The sequence below is a fragment of the Clostridium aciditolerans genome (assembly GCF_016316925.1).
GTDB lineage: Bacteria > Bacillota > Clostridia > Clostridiales > Clostridiaceae > Clostridium_AM > Clostridium_AM aciditolerans.
The window spans coordinates 58,770-76,727 of the sequence record NZ_JAEEGB010000013.1; the positions used below are offsets into that span (position 1 = coordinate 58,770).

Annotated in this window: 15 protein-coding genes; all 15 read right to left on the minus strand. The window is 40.1% G+C overall.

Annotation, left to right across the window (positions count from 1 at the left end; translation table 11 throughout):
* Positions 1–36 precede the first annotated feature (36 nt).
* Complete coding sequence (locus I6U51_RS11400; RefSeq protein WP_211142766.1) at positions 37–1,815, minus strand: DUF262 domain-containing protein; 1,779 nt, start codon at positions 1,813–1,815, stop codon at positions 37–39.
* A gap of 3 nt (positions 1,816–1,818) precedes the next feature.
* Positions 1,819–3,117 (minus strand): DUF262 domain-containing protein, encoded by a 1,299-nt coding sequence (locus tag I6U51_RS11405; RefSeq protein ID WP_211142767.1) that lies wholly within the window; start codon positions 3,115–3,117, stop codon positions 1,819–1,821.
* Between the two features lie 25 nt (positions 3,118–3,142).
* Positions 3,143–3,667, minus strand: a complete 525-nt coding sequence (locus I6U51_RS11410) for a hypothetical protein (RefSeq protein ID WP_246517285.1) — start codon at positions 3,665–3,667, stop codon at positions 3,143–3,145.
* A 66-nt stretch (positions 3,668–3,733) separates the two neighbouring features.
* Entirely contained in the window at positions 3,734–4,249 is a 516-nt protein-coding gene (locus tag I6U51_RS11415; RefSeq protein WP_246517287.1) for a hypothetical protein, read from the minus strand.
* Between the two features lie 147 nt (positions 4,250–4,396).
* On the minus strand, positions 4,397–5,968 hold the full coding sequence (locus tag I6U51_RS11420; protein WP_211142769.1) for a recombinase family protein: 1,572 nt from the start codon (positions 5,966–5,968) through the stop codon (positions 4,397–4,399).
* 3 nt (positions 5,969–5,971) lie between these two features.
* On the minus strand, positions 5,972–6,385 hold the full coding sequence (locus I6U51_RS11425) for a recombinase family protein (protein ID WP_211142770.1): 414 nt from the start codon (positions 6,383–6,385) through the stop codon (positions 5,972–5,974).
* Positions 6,386–7,948: a recombinase family protein gene (locus I6U51_RS11430; RefSeq protein WP_211142771.1), complete on the minus strand. Its 1,563-nt coding sequence runs from the start codon at positions 7,946–7,948 to the stop codon at positions 6,386–6,388. It abuts the gene before it with no gap.
* A 61-nt stretch (positions 7,949–8,009) separates the two neighbouring features.
* Positions 8,010–8,246, minus strand: a complete 237-nt coding sequence (locus tag I6U51_RS11435; protein WP_012102967.1) for an SHOCT domain-containing protein — start codon at positions 8,244–8,246, stop codon at positions 8,010–8,012.
* 180 nt (positions 8,247–8,426) lie between these two features.
* Positions 8,427–9,128 (minus strand): N-acetylmuramoyl-L-alanine amidase, encoded by a 702-nt coding sequence (locus I6U51_RS11440; protein WP_211142772.1) that lies wholly within the window; start codon positions 9,126–9,128, stop codon positions 8,427–8,429.
* Between the two features lie 31 nt (positions 9,129–9,159).
* A complete protein-coding gene (locus I6U51_RS11445; RefSeq protein WP_211142773.1) occupies positions 9,160–9,600 on the minus strand; it encodes a phage holin family protein in 441 nt (146 codons plus the stop codon).
* Between the two features lie 75 nt (positions 9,601–9,675).
* A complete protein-coding gene (locus I6U51_RS11450; RefSeq protein ID WP_343069631.1) occupies positions 9,676–12,030 on the minus strand; it encodes a hypothetical protein in 2,355 nt (784 codons plus the stop codon).
* Positions 12,031–12,046: 16 nt separating this feature from the next.
* Positions 12,047–12,550, minus strand: coding sequence for a hypothetical protein (locus I6U51_RS11455; RefSeq protein WP_018664403.1), 504 nt, complete (start codon positions 12,548–12,550; stop codon positions 12,047–12,049).
* 17 nt (positions 12,551–12,567) lie between these two features.
* A complete protein-coding gene (locus tag I6U51_RS11460) occupies positions 12,568–14,505 on the minus strand; it encodes a siphovirus ReqiPepy6 Gp37-like family protein (protein ID WP_211142774.1) in 1,938 nt (645 codons plus the stop codon).
* A 2-nt stretch (positions 14,506–14,507) separates the two neighbouring features.
* On the minus strand, positions 14,508–15,359 hold the full coding sequence (locus tag I6U51_RS11465) for a phage tail family protein (protein WP_211142775.1): 852 nt from the start codon (positions 15,357–15,359) through the stop codon (positions 14,508–14,510).
* A 13-nt stretch (positions 15,360–15,372) separates the two neighbouring features.
* Positions 15,373–17,793: a phage tail protein gene (locus tag I6U51_RS11470; RefSeq protein ID WP_211142776.1), complete on the minus strand. Its 2,421-nt coding sequence runs from the start codon at positions 17,791–17,793 to the stop codon at positions 15,373–15,375.
* Between the last annotated feature and the right edge of the window lie 165 nt (positions 17,794–17,958).

Here is a 17,958-nt window from a genome sequence, read left to right on the forward strand (position 1 = left end):
ATTTGGGTTGTGACACTTCTACTGAGCACATACATACTAACCGTTCAAAATTCTAAACATTTCTTCTTTATGTTTGCTTGCTTTTTCTTCGGTCCATTTTCCATTATCGAGGTTAACTAATTCTTTCATAATCTTTAGTTTCAAACTTTGCTCGATAATGCTCGGGTAAGAGCTGATTTTTCCTTCCGGTGGCAAATTAGAAAACTTTGAGTTTCCAGATACAGTAATTAATGCAAGGTTACCAAAACCATCAAGGTCATCCGATTCCCAACTTAAACCTTCAACTGGATTTTGTGGTTGGAAGTGTTCAATGGAGCTTCTAAATTGAAATTGCCAGTCATCACGCATTGGAGGAACAATTTCTTTGCCCAAATAAGAATACCCATTTTTATATAAAAGATAATCAAGGTAAGTAAATACGATTCTTTCAAAGCCAAATCCTCTAGCATCCTCAAACCTCGATTCGATCACTTTTGTTTTGCAGTAATCTTCAAGGATTTCAATGATGTCACATAATTCATTTTCTATTAACCCTGTTAAAACAAGTGAAATCCAATGCATCGTCTTAGGTGAAGTGTAGGTTATACGCAAGCAGGATTGCAGTGTTCTTATTTGTTTATTATTCTGACTATTATCATCGCCGAAAGTACCTACATATTTAGGTTTATCACCTTTCACATCACTATATTTCTCTAAACGTTGTAGCGACCATTTTCCTGTTTCTTTATAATCTCTAGCATATTCACGCTTCAAAATATATTTATCAAACAATACACGGCATTTTAGCATATGATATAAAAAGTTCTTTGCTCTACCAGCATCATTCCAAGCCCATGATAAATTATTTAAGAAGTGTTTATCATCAAGTGTTGAATCTTCCTCTTCTAACTTATTAATTACAGCATTTACCTGTAGTAAAAAGTTGGGGAATGAAATAATTGATTCAAAACGTTCATTCTCAACTTCATCCTTACTTACCCCATTATTAATGAGTTTCTTATTTTTTAGAATTTCAATTAAAGGAGCTGAATTTCTGTCTTCATTATCTTTCGGAACACATTCACTAATTGAATCGAAATCTGCGATATTATCCTTGATACTAGTCCAATCATTTGTAAATAGGGACTTCCTAATCTTAGGATCAAAATTCATTTGGATATATGAGTCCATGTTAGAGCATTTTTCCCAGATCAATGCTGCAGTTTTTTTATCGTGTTCTGTATCCAATACTTCTAAAAACTTTGCTTTTGCAATTTCATGAAGTTCAAGTTGCTCACCACGAGTATTCATGATTTCAAAATAATGATTTAAATCTATACCTTGTGGAACCTGTACACGGACAAGAAAAACCTTTTCTAGTTTTTTAATTAATTCGTTTTTGTCTATATTGTTCGTTTTAAAATAAGTATCAATGATTTGATGTCCCTTCAATATTTCAACAGAGACTAATTCCTCCACTAATTCACGATTGTTGTCTTTAGTTAACATGTTAAGGGTACGGTTTGATTTTTCGCGCGCCTCAAATCTCAACGCATCCTTCGCAAAATTCATGCCAAGATAATTTTCTAATAGAAATAATGTCGTCAATCTTTGTTGCCCATCTATTACTTCATAAACATTATTATCAGTTTGATTAACAATTAGATTTCCAAGAAAGTAGTTTTTATTAGAGTCGTTAATTGAACTATCAATATCTTCTATCAGTTGTTCAATTTCCATTACACCCCAAGCATAGTTACGTTGATAAATCGGAACTACATAACGAATATTAGTAAAAATACTCGATACCGGTATGATTTTTAAATTTTTATCCATCCCCTACCACCTATTCCATTTACAAAGTAAATCATACACATCTTTGTACTTCTCTTTATTTTTATTCTCAATTTTGGGTTGCTCCAAAACAATAAGTTTTAGTTCTTCTGCGTTATTCATTTCACTAATTTCTGAAAACAAACGTAATCCATAGTTTACACGTTCATGTTCTCCTCGTGCATACTTATTAATTGTCTGTGGATAGACAGCATCCATAATCAGGCGTAAAGAATAACTCCATGTATATAGTTGCTGCATCACAACTTTCGATAGGTTTTCAATACCAAAGCGATCAGCAAAAAACAATAACGCACATTCATATAACTGTTTAATATAAATGTCCCCAGTACGTCTACTTGGAATTTGTTCATTCGTGTGAACTTTATGTATTAATTTTTGTACTTGCTCAAGCAGGTTTCTATAATGAAGAGTGTAATTAAAAAATCGCTTTCCTGCCATAAGTGGCTGTGTTAATTGAAATTGATTCAATGCTTTAGATGCAAGTAGTTCACTACTTCCATTTGCATTAAATTGTTCTACGAAAAGGTTACTTGCTTTATGATAAATGGCATAATTAAATACATTTGTAGTTTTAATCCCTTTGAACACATCGATTTTACTAGACGAATAGCCCATACCATTCTTTCCTTTATACCATTGCGTCAATGGATAAAGATATATTTTAAATAAGTCATTTAAATCATCCTGATTAACATTTTCCCATTGGTTGATAATCCTTATTTTTTGATGTTCCCCTTCATCATCCATCTCGCGTAAATGATATGACTTCAATAAATCATGCGGATCTAACTCTTTGCCACGTGAATTTTGTGAATCAAAGAACTGAAAGGCCTCTTGCTCGCTGTCTGTGACAATTTGAACTGCATTACAATGTTCAAGTATATATTCTTTGTACTTACTTCGCTCATCTGCCGAAAGTTCATTTATCCGCTTAGATAAAATTTCAAAATTAGTTACTATTGCATCATTAGATAGTTGATTATATTTTTCTCGTAATAACCCCTGATTCTCCTCACCTAAACAGTATAGTAGAATCGAAAGAGTTGTCAGTCGTTGTTGGCCATCGACAATATTGTATTTTTCATTTTCTTTATGTAAAATTACTGAGCCAATTCTATATTCTTGTATCCCTTCTTGATATGCACGGTAAGTATCAAGAAAAAGGTTATTAGTAGACTTCACACTCCAACTATACGGACGTTGATATGAAGGTAAAGCTAATTTCATTTCAAGTAATTCATGAATCTTTTTAATTTTTAATTCATCTTGAAGTAGAGCCATTTTTTTATATCCCCCCCTAACTACTTCAAATCTCGATTACGTAATATTTACGTCCCTCACTTAAGTCTTGCCAGGCAAAATCATATCTCCCTGTTAAGGTAATGTAATCTTTGTTTTTTCCTACACCGGTTGGTTTAAAAATACTGCCGTAAACAGAATACTCTTCTCTAAAAAATTTATAAATGCCTTCGTTATTGCGCCCTTCGTGGAAAGGCCTGTCTGAAACCAAGGCAACAGCAGCCGTTTTAGTAAATCCTCTATCTTTAAGTTCTTCCATAAATTTAATATCCTTCACGAATGAATACATCTGCTCTGGATACTGACCATTTAATGGACACTTTAGTTCAATGGCATACCTTTCAGATTTATCTTCATTAAATATGGTAATATCTATTTCCTTCTTAATGGTTTTGTTATCTGGTGTAAAGTAAGACACATTCCTTTCAAATTGGACTTTATACCCTAGAAGCCTGTCTCTTAAGAATATCCCCAGCTCATGCTGAAGACTAAACTCATTATAGATTTCAACTTTATTAGTCTGTGCGTACATGAAGAAGTCTTCTACAAACTTCCTTAAATCTAGCAAAGCCTCTACCTCCATCCTTCAGCCGATCTCTCAATCACAAAAACTAGATTTGTATTTCATCAGTGTATCTTCAACCTCGTGCCAAATTGTGACCGTTTCACCATCATCCTCAAATACTTTACCATGGCTCTTAGGCCCATCCAACTTCATCTGCGAGTAATTATTCTTAAAAGTCGGCACGTACAGTTCTGGGTTGTTTTCGTCACTGCATAAGCGCTCCATCATATCTATGGTAGCACGACCTGTGGCGGCAACTGCCTTAAAATAAGCACGGATGATCTTATGGTTATATTGATTCGGTTTAACTGCCCATACTGGAATTCGTTGATTTGCTTTTCCGTAAAAATCCTTGTTAGTATCTTCATTTTGTTTTGCTACTGTTCTTGGATTATAGGCTTGTGATGCTTTTTCAAAGGTTTTTGCAATATACCAGCGCATACAGCTTTCCACTGCAGCATCTTGTGTTTCATTCGTTAAATTCAATGCGATGCAGAACTTCTCATACACATCTGCATCAACTGTAAAGGAAACGCTCTTATTCACCATTTACACCTCCGCTATTTACTCTATTACAAATTATACCACTAATTTGTATTTTGTAAATACTAATAAATTAATTTGTATTTACTCATCAACATAAACACGAAAAACACCCTGCATTTCAGCAAGGTGTTATATCCTATTAACATTTTTTTAGCTTTCAATTTCTATACTAATGCCTGACTTAAATTCCACCTCAATTCTGTCATCGTGAACTGTAACTTTTTCAATAAGCCGCCTTACTAACTGCTCATCATATTCCTCTAACTCACAGGATTGTTCATTCAAGAAGTTATTCATTTCACCGATTCGTTGCCTTTTTCCTTCTCGCTCTGCATTTTCAACCAGTGCATTTTGCTTCAGTTCCCGAAGGCGATAAATTTCATCAGCCACATCTTCATAGTCATTCTTGGACTTTGCTTGTATAAGAAGCTGTTGCTGTAATTCTTCCAATTTGCTGTCAATATCATTGGTGGCATTATCATTTTCTTCATTAAATACAGTAGCTATGTTTTTCTGCAAGGTTGAGAGGAAGGGTTCTTTGTTAGACAAAAGTTCGTTAATGGCCTTGACCACTGCTGTCTGCAATGTTTCCTCGTTTATGGTAGGGGCCATGCATTCAGACCCTTTTTCCTCCAATCGGCTGACGCATCTCCAAACAATAGACTTGTAACCTCGGTTATTCCAATGTACCCGTCGGTAAATATCGCCGCAGTGACTGCAGTACACAATACTCGATAAAGCATACTTGCTGCTATAAACTCTCTTTTTACCGCCCTTCCCACCACGCAGGTTGGATCTCCGAACCATCTCTTCTTGAACTTGCATAAAAAGCTCCCTTGGAATAATCGGCTCATGGCTGTTTTCTACATAATACTGGGGAGCGATGCCGTTATTCTTGACCCGCTTTTTAGAAAGGAAATCAACCGTATAAGTCTTTTGCAGAAGGGCATCACCGATGTACTTTTCATTCTGCAGTATCTTTTTCAGTGTTTCTGGTCTCCATTTGGCTTTGCCTGCCGCTGTAAGAATACCGTCAGCTTCTAGTCCTCTTGCTATTTGTAAAAGACTAGCTCCTTCAAGGTACTCTCTATAAATCCGTTTAACAACCTCCGCACCCTCTGGGTCAATGACTAGTTGTTTGTTTTCGTCCTTGGTGTATCCAAGGAAACGCTTGTGGTTGACCTGAACCTCACCTTGTTGATATCGATACTGAATGCCTAGCTTAACGTTCTGGCTTAAGGATTGGCTTTCCTGTTGGGCAAGTGAAGCCATAATGGTTAGTAGGACTTCACCCTTGGAATCCATGGTATTGATATTCTCTTTCTCGAAGAAAACAGCGATGTTTTTATCCTTTAACTGACGGATGTATTTTAGGCAGTCCAACGTGTTTCTGGCAAATCGGCTGATGGATTTTGTGATGATCATGTCAATATTTCCTGCCATGCACTCTTCAATCATGCGGTTGAACTCTTCACGCTTCTTGGTATTTGTGCCTGTGATACCGTCATCCGCAAAAATACCTGCCAATTCCCATTCCTTGTTCTTCTTAATATAATTTGTATAATGTTCAATCTGAATTTCATAACTTGAAGCCTGCTCTTCACTATCCGTTGAAACACGACAGTAAGCAGCCACTCGTATTTTGGGTTTGCTTTCACTGCTCTTATTGCTTCCGACACGTTTAATTGCTGGAATCACTGTGACATTCCTACTCACTGCCACTTGTTACACCTCACTTTCTATCAAACTGTAGGCATATTCGGCCTGCTTGTATGGATCTTCATATTTTTGCACCAGAGGTTTTGCTTTGAACTTTACAGGGTAGGTCGTTTCCGGCACATCTTTAGGTTCCCATATCCTTCCGAGCTTTTCTGCTCTTTTTCGTTTTTCCACCCTGGCTTTTTCAAAGGTCTCCTCATCAATAATGGGTGGGTAAAATTCATCGCCAACGTAGTGCTTGTTCTGTAACATCTTACCTGCTGTGGCATGATAACAATCTATCCCAGCCTTTTTAGCAGCTTCCTTCAAAGAAAGGCCTGCCAAGTATCCGGAAAATAATTCTTTTACCTGCTCAGAAGTCTTTTCATCCACAACAGCTTTTCCATCTTCAATTCTATATCCATAGGGTGTGTGACCCATCTAATTCACCAACCTTTCCTTCAATGTGATTCCACATTTTAATTCAAAACCTACTTCCTCCCGTGAAAAGACAATAATCCTCTCTACGTAATCTTCAAACAACTCATCCTCATAAGCTGTGAGCATTTGGGACTTAGTTGCAAACTTAAGCAGACGGTCAACCTCTTCAACTTTTGTAAAATTCCCATTGACGGAACGAGTAAGTTGATCCTTTTCGACAAGAAGCCTTTCTCTTTCTGCTTCCAATGAATTCTTTTCTTTATTAAACAGAGCAGGTTCCAGATATCCTTTGGCCATTAAACCCGTCAGCATCTGACTCTGCTCCATGTTGTTTTCAATCTTAGTTTCCAACTCTTCAATTCTACGAAAACTCGCTACATTATTCTGGTTACGTAACCCATTCAAAAGTGGTCTTAATATGAACTTCTGACCGTAAATGAGTTTATTCATCATCGTAACAAAAGCAGTCTTTATATCTTCATCTCGAATGAACTGCATAGAACATTCCGTTATATTGCCTATATGCTTACTACAGCACCAAGCGACGTATTTTCTTCCAGATGAATGAATTCGTCTTTTAAAGGTACTGCCACATTCCGAGCAAATAATTTTGCCAGAAAAGGAATATCGGTTTTGATATTTACTGTTGCGCTTTTCGATGCCTTTTTCCTTTGCTCTCTGATTGAGAACGACATCTACAGCTTCAAAATCTTCATGGCTAATAATTGCCTCATGATGGTTTTCTACTAAGTACATATTTTTCTCACCGTAATTGGTGTGCCTGTTAAAATGGCTGTCAGTATAGGTCTTTTGCAAAAGTACATCACCAGTATATTTTTCATTGGTCAAAATTCCTCGAATGGTAGTAGCCGTCCAACGGCCACCTCTTTTTGAAGGGATACCCTTTTGATTAAGATCATTTGCAACTTTCTGTGTACCTTTACCCGATAACACTTCTGCAAAAATATACTTTACAATTTCAGCCTGCTTAGGAATTACTATCATTTGACCATCCATGTTTTGATAGCCATAGGGTGGATAGGAAATTTTAAAGGTTCCGTTTTGAAATCGTCTTTGAATGGCCCACTTCGTATTTTCTGAAATGGAAATCGATTCGCTTTCTGCAAGTCCGCTTAAAATAGAGAGCATCAACTCGCTTTCCATTGTCCCCGTATTGATGTTTTCTTTCTCAAAATAAATATGAACCCCAAGGCCGATCAGTTTGCGAACCATCTCCAAGCAGTCTGTAGTATTTCTCGCAAATCGGCTGATGGACTTTGTAATAATTAAGTCAGTCCTTCCAGTTTCACAGTCTGATAACATTCTAAGCAAGTCAGAGCGGTTTTCCTTTTTCGTGCCACTGATTCCCTCGTCATAATATAAGCCTGCATATTCCCATTCTGGGTTCGCCTTTATGTAGGTCTCATAATGAGCCTTTTGTGCTTGCAAGCTGACTAGCTGTTCATTACTATCTGTGGAGACTCGGCAGTAGGCAACTACTCGTGTTTTTGGCTTAATAAAAGAGTTGGCAAGATTTCCTTCTATTTTCGTTATCTTTTTCATCCTCTCACATCCTTCTTGGTAGGTCACATATTACCTCTGAAACCCTTATATATCAACGATTTCAGGGCATTATCTCTGCCAAATAAGGGGAGAAAGTTTGGCGGTTGAGTGCGTCTATCTTGTTGAATTCCACTTCAGTTATTAAGCCTTTTTCGAGCATCTTTCTAAGTAATTTTTCTGCCTGGATATAATCAAACTCACGTTGTAACCGTTCCTGTGATACTCTCTTTAGTGCAGTGCTTTTGTCTATAACTTCATCTGATATCTTCGTAACTTTTTTATCCTCGTGCTGATTCACTGAGAATCACCTCCTACCTAATAGCCGTGGGAACAGGTCGAAGTTGAGGATTTGTAGAATTTAATTTGAATCAGAGCATAAAAAAAGAGCCTGCAAGGGAAGAACCCCCACAGGCTACATACATTTAATAGTTTGATATATTATTTGAGAGGCTTGATGATTTTTAACTCGCTCCATTTGTTAATCATACTTAATAAATGCATCCGTAAAGCCTGCCTTTTTAGCTTTGGCAAGCTGTGCCTCAGCATTTGCTTTATCCGAATATGCACCGATCTGCACACGGTAATATTTCTTTTTCACTGGTTCTGCTGGCTTATTTTCTGTGATTAGTAATTTCTTCACATCCGCTCGAAAGGTGTCCATACTCTTCCCATGTTTAGGGAACCAGTGCATCACATCCCCATGGTTACTGGCAATGCCTCGTTTATAACCTTCGCTGTGACAGATGATATCTTTTTCGCTAAATCCATAGAGTTTGCAAAGATGTACACAAAGCTCCACAGCTTCCTTGTAAACAGCAGAAAAATACGAGGCATCGGTCAATCCGTCCTCGCAAATTTCAAATCCAATATGAGTATTGTTCGCAGCTCCGCCAGCATGCCAACCTCGGTGATTCCAAGGTAATGTTTGATAGGTAGCAATGGAACCATCTGCTAATTTACCAATGAAGGCATGGACACAGACTTCACGCCCTCCAGGTTTGTCTTGATTCCAATGGTTGTTATACTGGTTCTTTCCTAGCAAGCCATCGTCTGGGCCAACGTAGCGCTTCAACCATGGGTTGTTTGCACCAGTCGAGTGAACCATAATACCCTTTGGCGTTATGGTTTTACCCGCTTTATAGCAGGCATTGTTCGTAAGTAATAGTTTGCGTAACTTCATTAAAATCACCTCTAATCAAATATTAAGTCAATCATCTTCCACCACCAGGCTTAGGCGGTTCCCCATCACGTCCATGTAGTTGCTGTAAAACCGATTTTAGGTTTTCTGGGATAGGCAGTCCAATATGTCCAGCATTCTCCAAAATGGATACTCCTTCATTACTTAGGTAGAAAAAGATTACTGCTGTTCGTAAAATGCCACTATTTTCTCCAATACTAACCAAAATTTGTGTATCGATAATATGAGCGATTCCTACCATTATAAAGATGAGCACCTTTTTGAAAATTCCCTTAGCACCGATTTCGCTACACAGTTTTTTATTCGCAATTGCACAAAGGACACCTGTCAGATAATCGATGACCACGAAGGCTACCAGTGCATAGAGAAATCCATCATAACCGCCGAGAAACCATCCGAAAAATCCACCGGCAGCGGCAAAAGTCAGCTGTATCCAATTCCAAGTCTCTTTCATTAAAAACACCTCCGTTTCGAGTATTTGTATATAGAAAAGCACCCCTGCAAATTGCAAGAGCGCTGAATTTTATCTTTATATTATTTGAATTAGGTCATGAATTTGTTGCATTACATCTGCCCTTGGTCTTCCTGTACCAATAGGTAGCCATGTGACAGATGGTATATCGAATGCATGGGAAGAATCAAAACTATTAATTATCATAGTAATCGCATCAATAGCTTTACGCATTTCAACGATATGGAATGGCCAATTCTTAACAGTGGTCTTTCTTGCGATGATCTCCTCTTTCCAAGTTGCAGGGGACATATTGTAATAGCTACGTACCCTGTTTATAGCAGTTCGAAGCGTCTTAATATGCGCTGCCTTTACATGTGTCACATTAGCGGTGATGATTTCAAAAGGTAATGCTAAAATCGTGAAGGTACGAACAACTTCTGTGCTTGCTGACTCGATATCACTGTCAAGGCAACGAAAAGTAACCGTATGATTTCCTACAGAAAGAGGTTCTGCTTGGTAAACCGTCTTGACACCATTACCAAGATAGCCGCTTACAGAAAACCGCTCAGGATTGTCCACGCTATTTTGCCATGGACCAGAGTCAATCCTTACCTCCACTATTTGTGTTTGTCCATCTGGTTCAATTCCTGTTGTAATCATAAAACGTGGTGTAGAGTTATAAGTAAAATTGCCAGACATTGGACAGTCCACTACTGGTGATGCAGGTGGGCTGTTTTTCTTTACCATGTTGCTAACTACAAAGGCAGAAACTGCATCAAGTGCATCTGTAACACTGATTCGATAACGGGTATACCGACCAGCTATTTGTGAAGCATTTACCTGAAGGCTACCTGAGGTATTGCTTGAAATAATAGTAGTCAGTGCTACGTATGCCGACCAATTCACACCATCTGTCGATGTAGACTGTTGTATGACATACTGCTTAATCGCACTGGTTCCAGGTACCGTCCCACTCCATGAAAGATTTATTGTATTAGCTTCATATATAGGAGGGTTTGCGGCAAAAATAGTCGGTGGTATGGGCAGTATGTTTTTACGAACAGTATTGCTGGAAATAGTCCAGTCTGAGTAATAATCCTCACCAGCCGTACCACGAGTTCTTATTCGAAACCGACGATAATGGCCACGTATAGCAGGTGGACTGACATTTAAAATACTGCTTGTTGCAGAAGTATTGACTATAGCCAATGCCAACCAGGCACCCCAATTGATGTTATCATGTGAATCACTGTACTGTATTTCATAGGAAGTGATAGGGTTACCTGCACCGCCAGATGCTCCGCTCCAAGAAAGAGTGACATTTCCTTCAGATAATGTTGCACTTACCGTGCAAAGGGTCGGTGCTGCACAAGCTGTGACATTACAATAGATACTATTGCTGACTTTTTCTATTGAATAAACATCCAATGTATCAATTGTCCAAATACCAAATTGAGTATATGTTCCTGGAGTCCTTGAAACTATTGGGTTATAGCTCCCTCCGCTTGCCGCCAGTGTCAACGTGGTCAACACATTCCACGCACTCCAAGTACTATTATCCGTAGATGTGCGACTGGCAATTTGATATCCCTTAATTGGACTGGTACCGTTAGATGCTCCGCTCCAATTAAGCGTGATAGTCTCATCGCTATATGCTGCCGGTGAGGCAACAGCAGTCGTCGCTGGCTTTGGCACCGTATTTCTGCGGATGCTGTTTGTGGATACTTTCCAGCTAGAGTAATAACTAGCACCTGCTGTACCACGGGTTCGTACCTGAAATCTACGATAATTACCTCGGGTAGGAGGCGGTGCAACGGATACACTACCACTTGTCGCTGTGGTGGTCACCGTTGTCAGAGCAGTCCATGCTCCCCATGTGACATTATCGGCGGAATCACTATATTGAATCTCATAACTGGAAATCGTATTATTGATGCCTCCAGAAGCACCGCTCCAAGAAAGAGTCACATTCCTTTCCGCAAGTGTTGGAGAAACAGTACAAGATGTTGGGGCTCCACAAGCTGTAGTAAGCAATGGAGCACTTAGTACCGTATAGCTTGAATTGGTAATTACACCAGAGGATAATGGCAATCGTCCATCAGATACCACTTTGAATGTGACTGGCTGGGTTGCATTACCTGTAGTAGAAGCGCAGGTTACCGAAACATATCTGAGCCTTGGTGTGGTCCCTTCCCAGTTATCTCCATCCGCCGCTTTAATACGTACCTGTGAAGAAGATCCATTTACAGTCATAGTGCAAAGCAATGCATAACCACTACGGATAAAGGAACCTGATGAACCCAACGCAGCGGATATGGTGAAATTGTATCTCATCTGACTATTATTTAGACGGCTTTTGGTATAAGTAATTGTGTAATGGACGGTCGGGCTAGAACCCGCCTGCAGAGTGATGCCATTAATATCCGCCACTTACATTCACCTCCTCCTATTCATAAACAGCCGAAACTAGCGAGTTTACCAGCCCACAAAGGCTAGTATTCAATCGGGTATCTATAATGTTATTTGCTGAAATCGATGTGGCAGCCGAAGGTACTAAAACATCAGCGATGCCAAGTTCATAGACATCGCTTGTTCTTGTCAACTCTGGAGCTATGGGTGTTGCTGCGGGAGTACCCGTGACAATGGCAAGCTGAATGCTCCTCGTAATTTGACTTAAGCGAACCACAACCCGGTCTATGCGAGGATTGCTTCCGTCTGCTGTAGAAAGTGGTTTGTTTAAAACATCCGTATTTTCATATCGATAACCATTAATCCACGCACTGCCCGCTGCTATGCTCACTACCAACCCAATCCCTGGAGACACCAGAAGGTTTGTTGGTGTAGAATAAAATACACCATTCGAGACAAGGCTTCCAAAATATGCAGCGAAATCTGTTGCGTCATAGATTCTATCTCCATCAGATGAGTTGAAAAATCCACTTTTCTCCATAAACTATTCCCTCCTTACTAAACGGTTTTTGTGTACTCTATAACTACATAGCCTGTATATGCAGTTCTATCATTGCCTGGTTCGACTACAATGTCGGTCATATTCACGAAGAGTCCGATTTGAGATGCAAAGTTGTTGTAACGAGCAAGGGGCAGTGGCAAGAAAACACTCCCATTCGTGACAAAACCGGTTAAACTGACAACAGTGCTGAGGTTTGCTATACCATGAGGTACATGTTTTGGTGTTGTATCCGTAAGCGAACCGAGATTTATCTCTTTACGATAAATCGTCTTGCCATCTATCCAGAGCCGCCCTGTGTTTTGTTCTGTAGTTGAATAGTCGCTAAAAGAAGAAACCATTTTAGTAGCTGTAATTGTACGGTCTGCAATTTTTAAACCTGTAACTGCTCCATTGGCAATTCTTGCAGTAGTTACAGGTTCATTATTGATATTAAGCCAGTTTGCTTGTCCAGAAGGGTTATTAAATACGAAAACAGAAATCACATAGAATGTCAGCGTATTGCGAGAAATAAAGAAACCCATTGCCCGCTGATATCCATTTCCCGTATTGTCCCCGCTATGTTTTATCAAAAAGACATGGCCGTCGTCACTTGGCTGGTCACTAAACTTATTGCCACTCCATGAGGTGAAATAAAAGGCATCTCCAGGTTTCATATAATACAACGCATATTGTCCAATCGATATAGTTCCTCCGCCAACATTGATTTCGAGCGCAGGTAGTTTTCCATACAGATTGTTGATAGTAGATGCTACGTTGTCTCCTTGAATCTTTGAATCTACCTCCGTCAAGTCGCCTAAGGTTTCCTCAACTGTTACTAGCGTATCCTCCACTGCTCTTAAAGCCTGTGCAATTTCAGATATGCCAGTTGGAGCCGATATTGCTGTTTTCACCTCGCTCAAGTCGGAGTGTAATTTTTGGGCTATTGTCAATTCAGCTTTTCCGAATACTACACTGATACTCTGGCCATCTGCGTCATAGGTTTCTTCAACTTCGGTGATGCGTGTCGTCATGGATACACCCCATGCTTTGGAAATGACTTTGACGGTCTGCCCAAGATCGAAGTCTATCTTATATGACAAATTACCGTGTGGATTGACCGATGTATCAAATGAATAGCGTATGGCTTGCTCACTCAGCTTACTTTGACCTCGAAAGATTAGTGTATCAATATAATCTAAACCAAAGTCTTCTGCCCGTAAGTCCTTAGCATCCACAAAAATTTCGTGCCTTGTCTCACCAGAGCCACTTGTAATTGCAACAAAAGTTCTGTCTGGACCTTCTCCTTCACCACCAACAAGGGCGGTGTTGGCATAATCTCCAGCACTTATTGTATAAATCTGTTCTGTAAGGTTTTCATATTCCTTAGTAAATACAGCTTGTGATTCCGTTCCCATATATAACGCTACGGTAAAAACCCCTGTAGTAGGAGTGAACACCGTCTTAATGCCAACATCCGATGCAACACATAGTTCCGTCACAGCATCCATCAAATTTCGATACGATACCTGTGTGCTGATAGGAACATTAAAGTTTGGAGCAGAAAAGGATATGTTCGCAATCTTCCTTGCTACATCAGAAGGATTGATAAGATTATTATTTAAAAGTTGCTCAACACAAGTAGAAATATCACCAGACAATTTCTCCGTTTGCCAAACAATGCGGCGGGAGAGGAAGGAAGTTGCAAACCGACCACTTGCAGTAATAATTTCATGCTCGGTTTGAGAAAGTTCCAGATGTTCGATGATCCCGACTTCCTCATCATCATTTTTCCAGATGATATTCCCTTCCTTTAATAGTTCTGTATTTTCCAAAGTTGCAATCGCTTTTAACTCAAATGAGCCACACTGGGAATAGCGTCTCGTCCAGCGTAAGTACTCGAAGGACTCCACAATGCCCACAAGATCTCGGTTTGAATTGTAGATATACAGTTCCATTTTCACACCCCCAGAAACTGCGGACGAAAGTAAATACTAACCTCTAGCAGTTCCATATTGACTGAAGCATCGTATCGTAGTGTATTAAGACCTGCCGCGAGTTGAAAGAACACCGAATTGGTATCCAACAGTGAAAAAGCATTTGTAATCGTTGACCCATCAATCTGGACCACACGCTTACCAGCGAAGTGGGTATATACGCGAAGTTCATCCCCAGCGCTCATTGTAGTGAGAGGTCGGATATATTCTCCCGTGTCTATGTTTAATAGTTCAGGGTTCGACACAGTACCTAAGGCTCGGAATACAATCTCACATCCACAAGATACATCCCCGATATTTTCCACTGTAATGATTTGGCTAGGTTGACGCATTCCGAACTCCATCCCACTCATAGGAATTTCCAATTCAAACTCAAATAGCGGTATCCATGATGCCAGTTCCTCTCGCACCTCATTTAATGTCTCGAAGAAAGGGGATGGGCAGAGTAGACTGACAAAGAAGTTTGGTATTCGTTGCCGATTAGAAACACTAAAACCTGCCTCCTCCACCACGCAGGATATCTGTCGGTCACGGTATTGAAGGGTCCCTAGTAGCTTTGGGCTGAATATTTGAAGGAATCGTTGTCTCCTTTTAAAGGCTTCATCGGGAGTATCAGCAACAACCGTACCTTCAATCGTTATGTTTCGCATATCTAGTGTGGAGGAAATATAAAAAGCGCCATCCTGATCCGGCGCCTTGAAAGTGTTGACGGTTTGACGAATATTTCCAGTACCGTCTACCTTCGTAAGAAAGTACGGTCGGCTTTGCTTAAGCGTAATACTCTCTCCATCTCTATTGGTGTATGTTAGCTCCATTTCCGTACCTCCTTTACAATTCAAGTGCCAGTTTACGGGATAGGTTCTTAAACTCCCGTGCTAATTCTTTTTCTGATAGAGCTTTAGGTGTCACAACTGAAATATTTTGAGTGATACTTGAACCCGTGGCATTACCTTGTCCAGATACACCTCTGTAATTAAAATCAAAGCTGGTTGGTACTGCATTTTGCATATCCCTTGAAACTGCTGTCATTGCATCCTCAAAACCTACACCGATACCTTCACCCATGTTGTGGCCAATTCCAGCAAATAGAGTTGAAGGGGAGCGGATACCGAAGAAGTCTTTAATCCTCGATACAACATTTCCGAAAAACCCGGATATTTTACCCCATAACCATGCACCTGCGTCTGATATACCCTTCCACAACCCTTTAATCAAATTGCCGCCCACTTGTGCCATTTGACCGATATAGCCAGTAAAGGCCCTAACCAGTCCAGAGATAATCTGCGGTACGGCTTTTACGATCTCCACGATTATCCTTGGCAGATTTGCAATCAGTGCCACAAACAGTTGTACACCCGCTAAGATAATCTTATCGATGTTACCAATAATGGCATTGACCATCGAGCTAACAATCTTGGGAATAGCACCTACAACAGTAGTAATAATCTGTGGCAATGCCTGTATGAGTGATATTAGAAGCCGGATACCTGCATCAATAATCAAAGGAATCGACCCAATAACAGCACTGATGATACTATCGATAATTTGCGGAATTGCTTCCACAACTGCTGTAATAATGGTAGGCAAAGCTGTGACCAGTGAGGTCAATAATTGAATACCCGCATCAATGATCTGTGGAATAGATGCAATGATAAAATCCACTATTGCTTTGATGATGACCGGTAAGGCAGAAGTAAGCTGAGGTATTGCCTCTACCAATCCCTGTGCTAATCCTATAATCAACTGCAAAGCGGCATCTAAAATGAGTGGTAGGTTATCCATCAATCCTTGGACAATCTGCATTACAGCAGAAACCGCGGCAGGGATGAGTTGTGGCAACGCTATTCCGATCCCATCCACAAGTGCTGTTACTAGTTCGATTGCTGCATTTATCAGCAGTGGAAGGTTATCAATTAATGCACCGACAATCGTCATTAGAGCACTTACCGCAGCTGGAATAAGTTCGGGTAAAAGGCTCAAAATTGTTTCCAGTACTTGTGTGAATATATTTGTAACTAATTCAAGAAGCATTGGAAGCAAGTCTGCAACCGCTGCTAATATTGCGCCCGTCGCTGTTGGTAATGCGGCTACGATATTTTCCAAGACCGGTACGATATTAGTTACAACTGCCTCGAAAGCCTCCACAAGATTCTCAGTCAGATTTATCATGTCGGCATTAGCATTGCCGAGTCCGGCTGTAAATGAACCAAGTGCAGCCTGTAGCAAACCAATAGAACCAGAAATCGTCTGGGTTGATTCTTTTGCAAAGTTACCTGCATACTGCTCCGTGTTCTCAAAGAACATTTGCATTGCAACTTCGGCTTTTTCCGCTTGTGTTGCAGTATTCCAAGTGAAATCCAGACCCTTTGCGAGAGCGTAGGCTTCAATGTTTGTAGCGTTCATCGCTACACCCAAGTTATCCATCATATCAAAGTTACCCTTTGCCGCCCCAGTGACTGCCTCTAATGCCGAGGACATATCAATACCCATAACCGATGCCATGTCTGCTGCACGTTGCATGGCCTTTTCAGTTAGCTCAAGACTTCTCTGTTGCTGTATACCAGAACCTTGGAACAACGCGCCCATTTTGTTAGCAGTTGCTAGGTACTCACTTTGGGAAACACCTAGATTTTTATAGGCTTCCTCACCGGTTTTCTGAATCGATGCAGCATATGCTCCAAAAACCGCCTCCGATCCACCTAGGTTTTGCTCCAATTCTCCGAACTGAGTAACTACTTCTTTACCTAACTTAATAGCCGCGGCTCCAGCGGCAACTGCTACCGCGCCCATTGCCACACCAATGCCCTTGAGTACACCGCCAAGCTTTTCAAACCTGCCACCAGCATCCTCTGCACTTTTTCCAGAATCCTCTAACTCTTCACCGAGATTATCCGCTTCAATTGTTGACTCTTCAAGTTCACGCTCCATAAGATTCAGTTCTGCCTGAGCCCTGTTTAATTGTATCTGCCAGTTTTGAGTGCGACGGTCATTTTCACCGAAAGAGGAGGAGGCATTATCAAGGGCAGCCTTAAGGGTAGAAATCTTTTCTTTCTGTGCGTCAATTTCTTTATTCAAAACGGCATTACGAGCGGTAACTGACTGAATGGATTTATCGTTTTTATCAAACTGACTCGTTACAAGGGCCATTTCACTGCCCAATACTTTAAATGATTGATTGATTTCTCGCAGTGCGTTCTTGAATTCACGCTCGCCTTCAACACCTATTTTTAAACCAAAATTGTCTGCCATGCCTTCACCTCCTCCTAAATACCTGGTGGGATAATATCGTCAATGGTCCGTGTTTTCTTTGGCTTTTCAATACCATGCCATTGTTTATGACAAGTCCATAAATCAAAAAACAGCCCAATTGGCATAAGCCAGAATTCCTCTGTCTCCATGCCCATCTGAACTGTT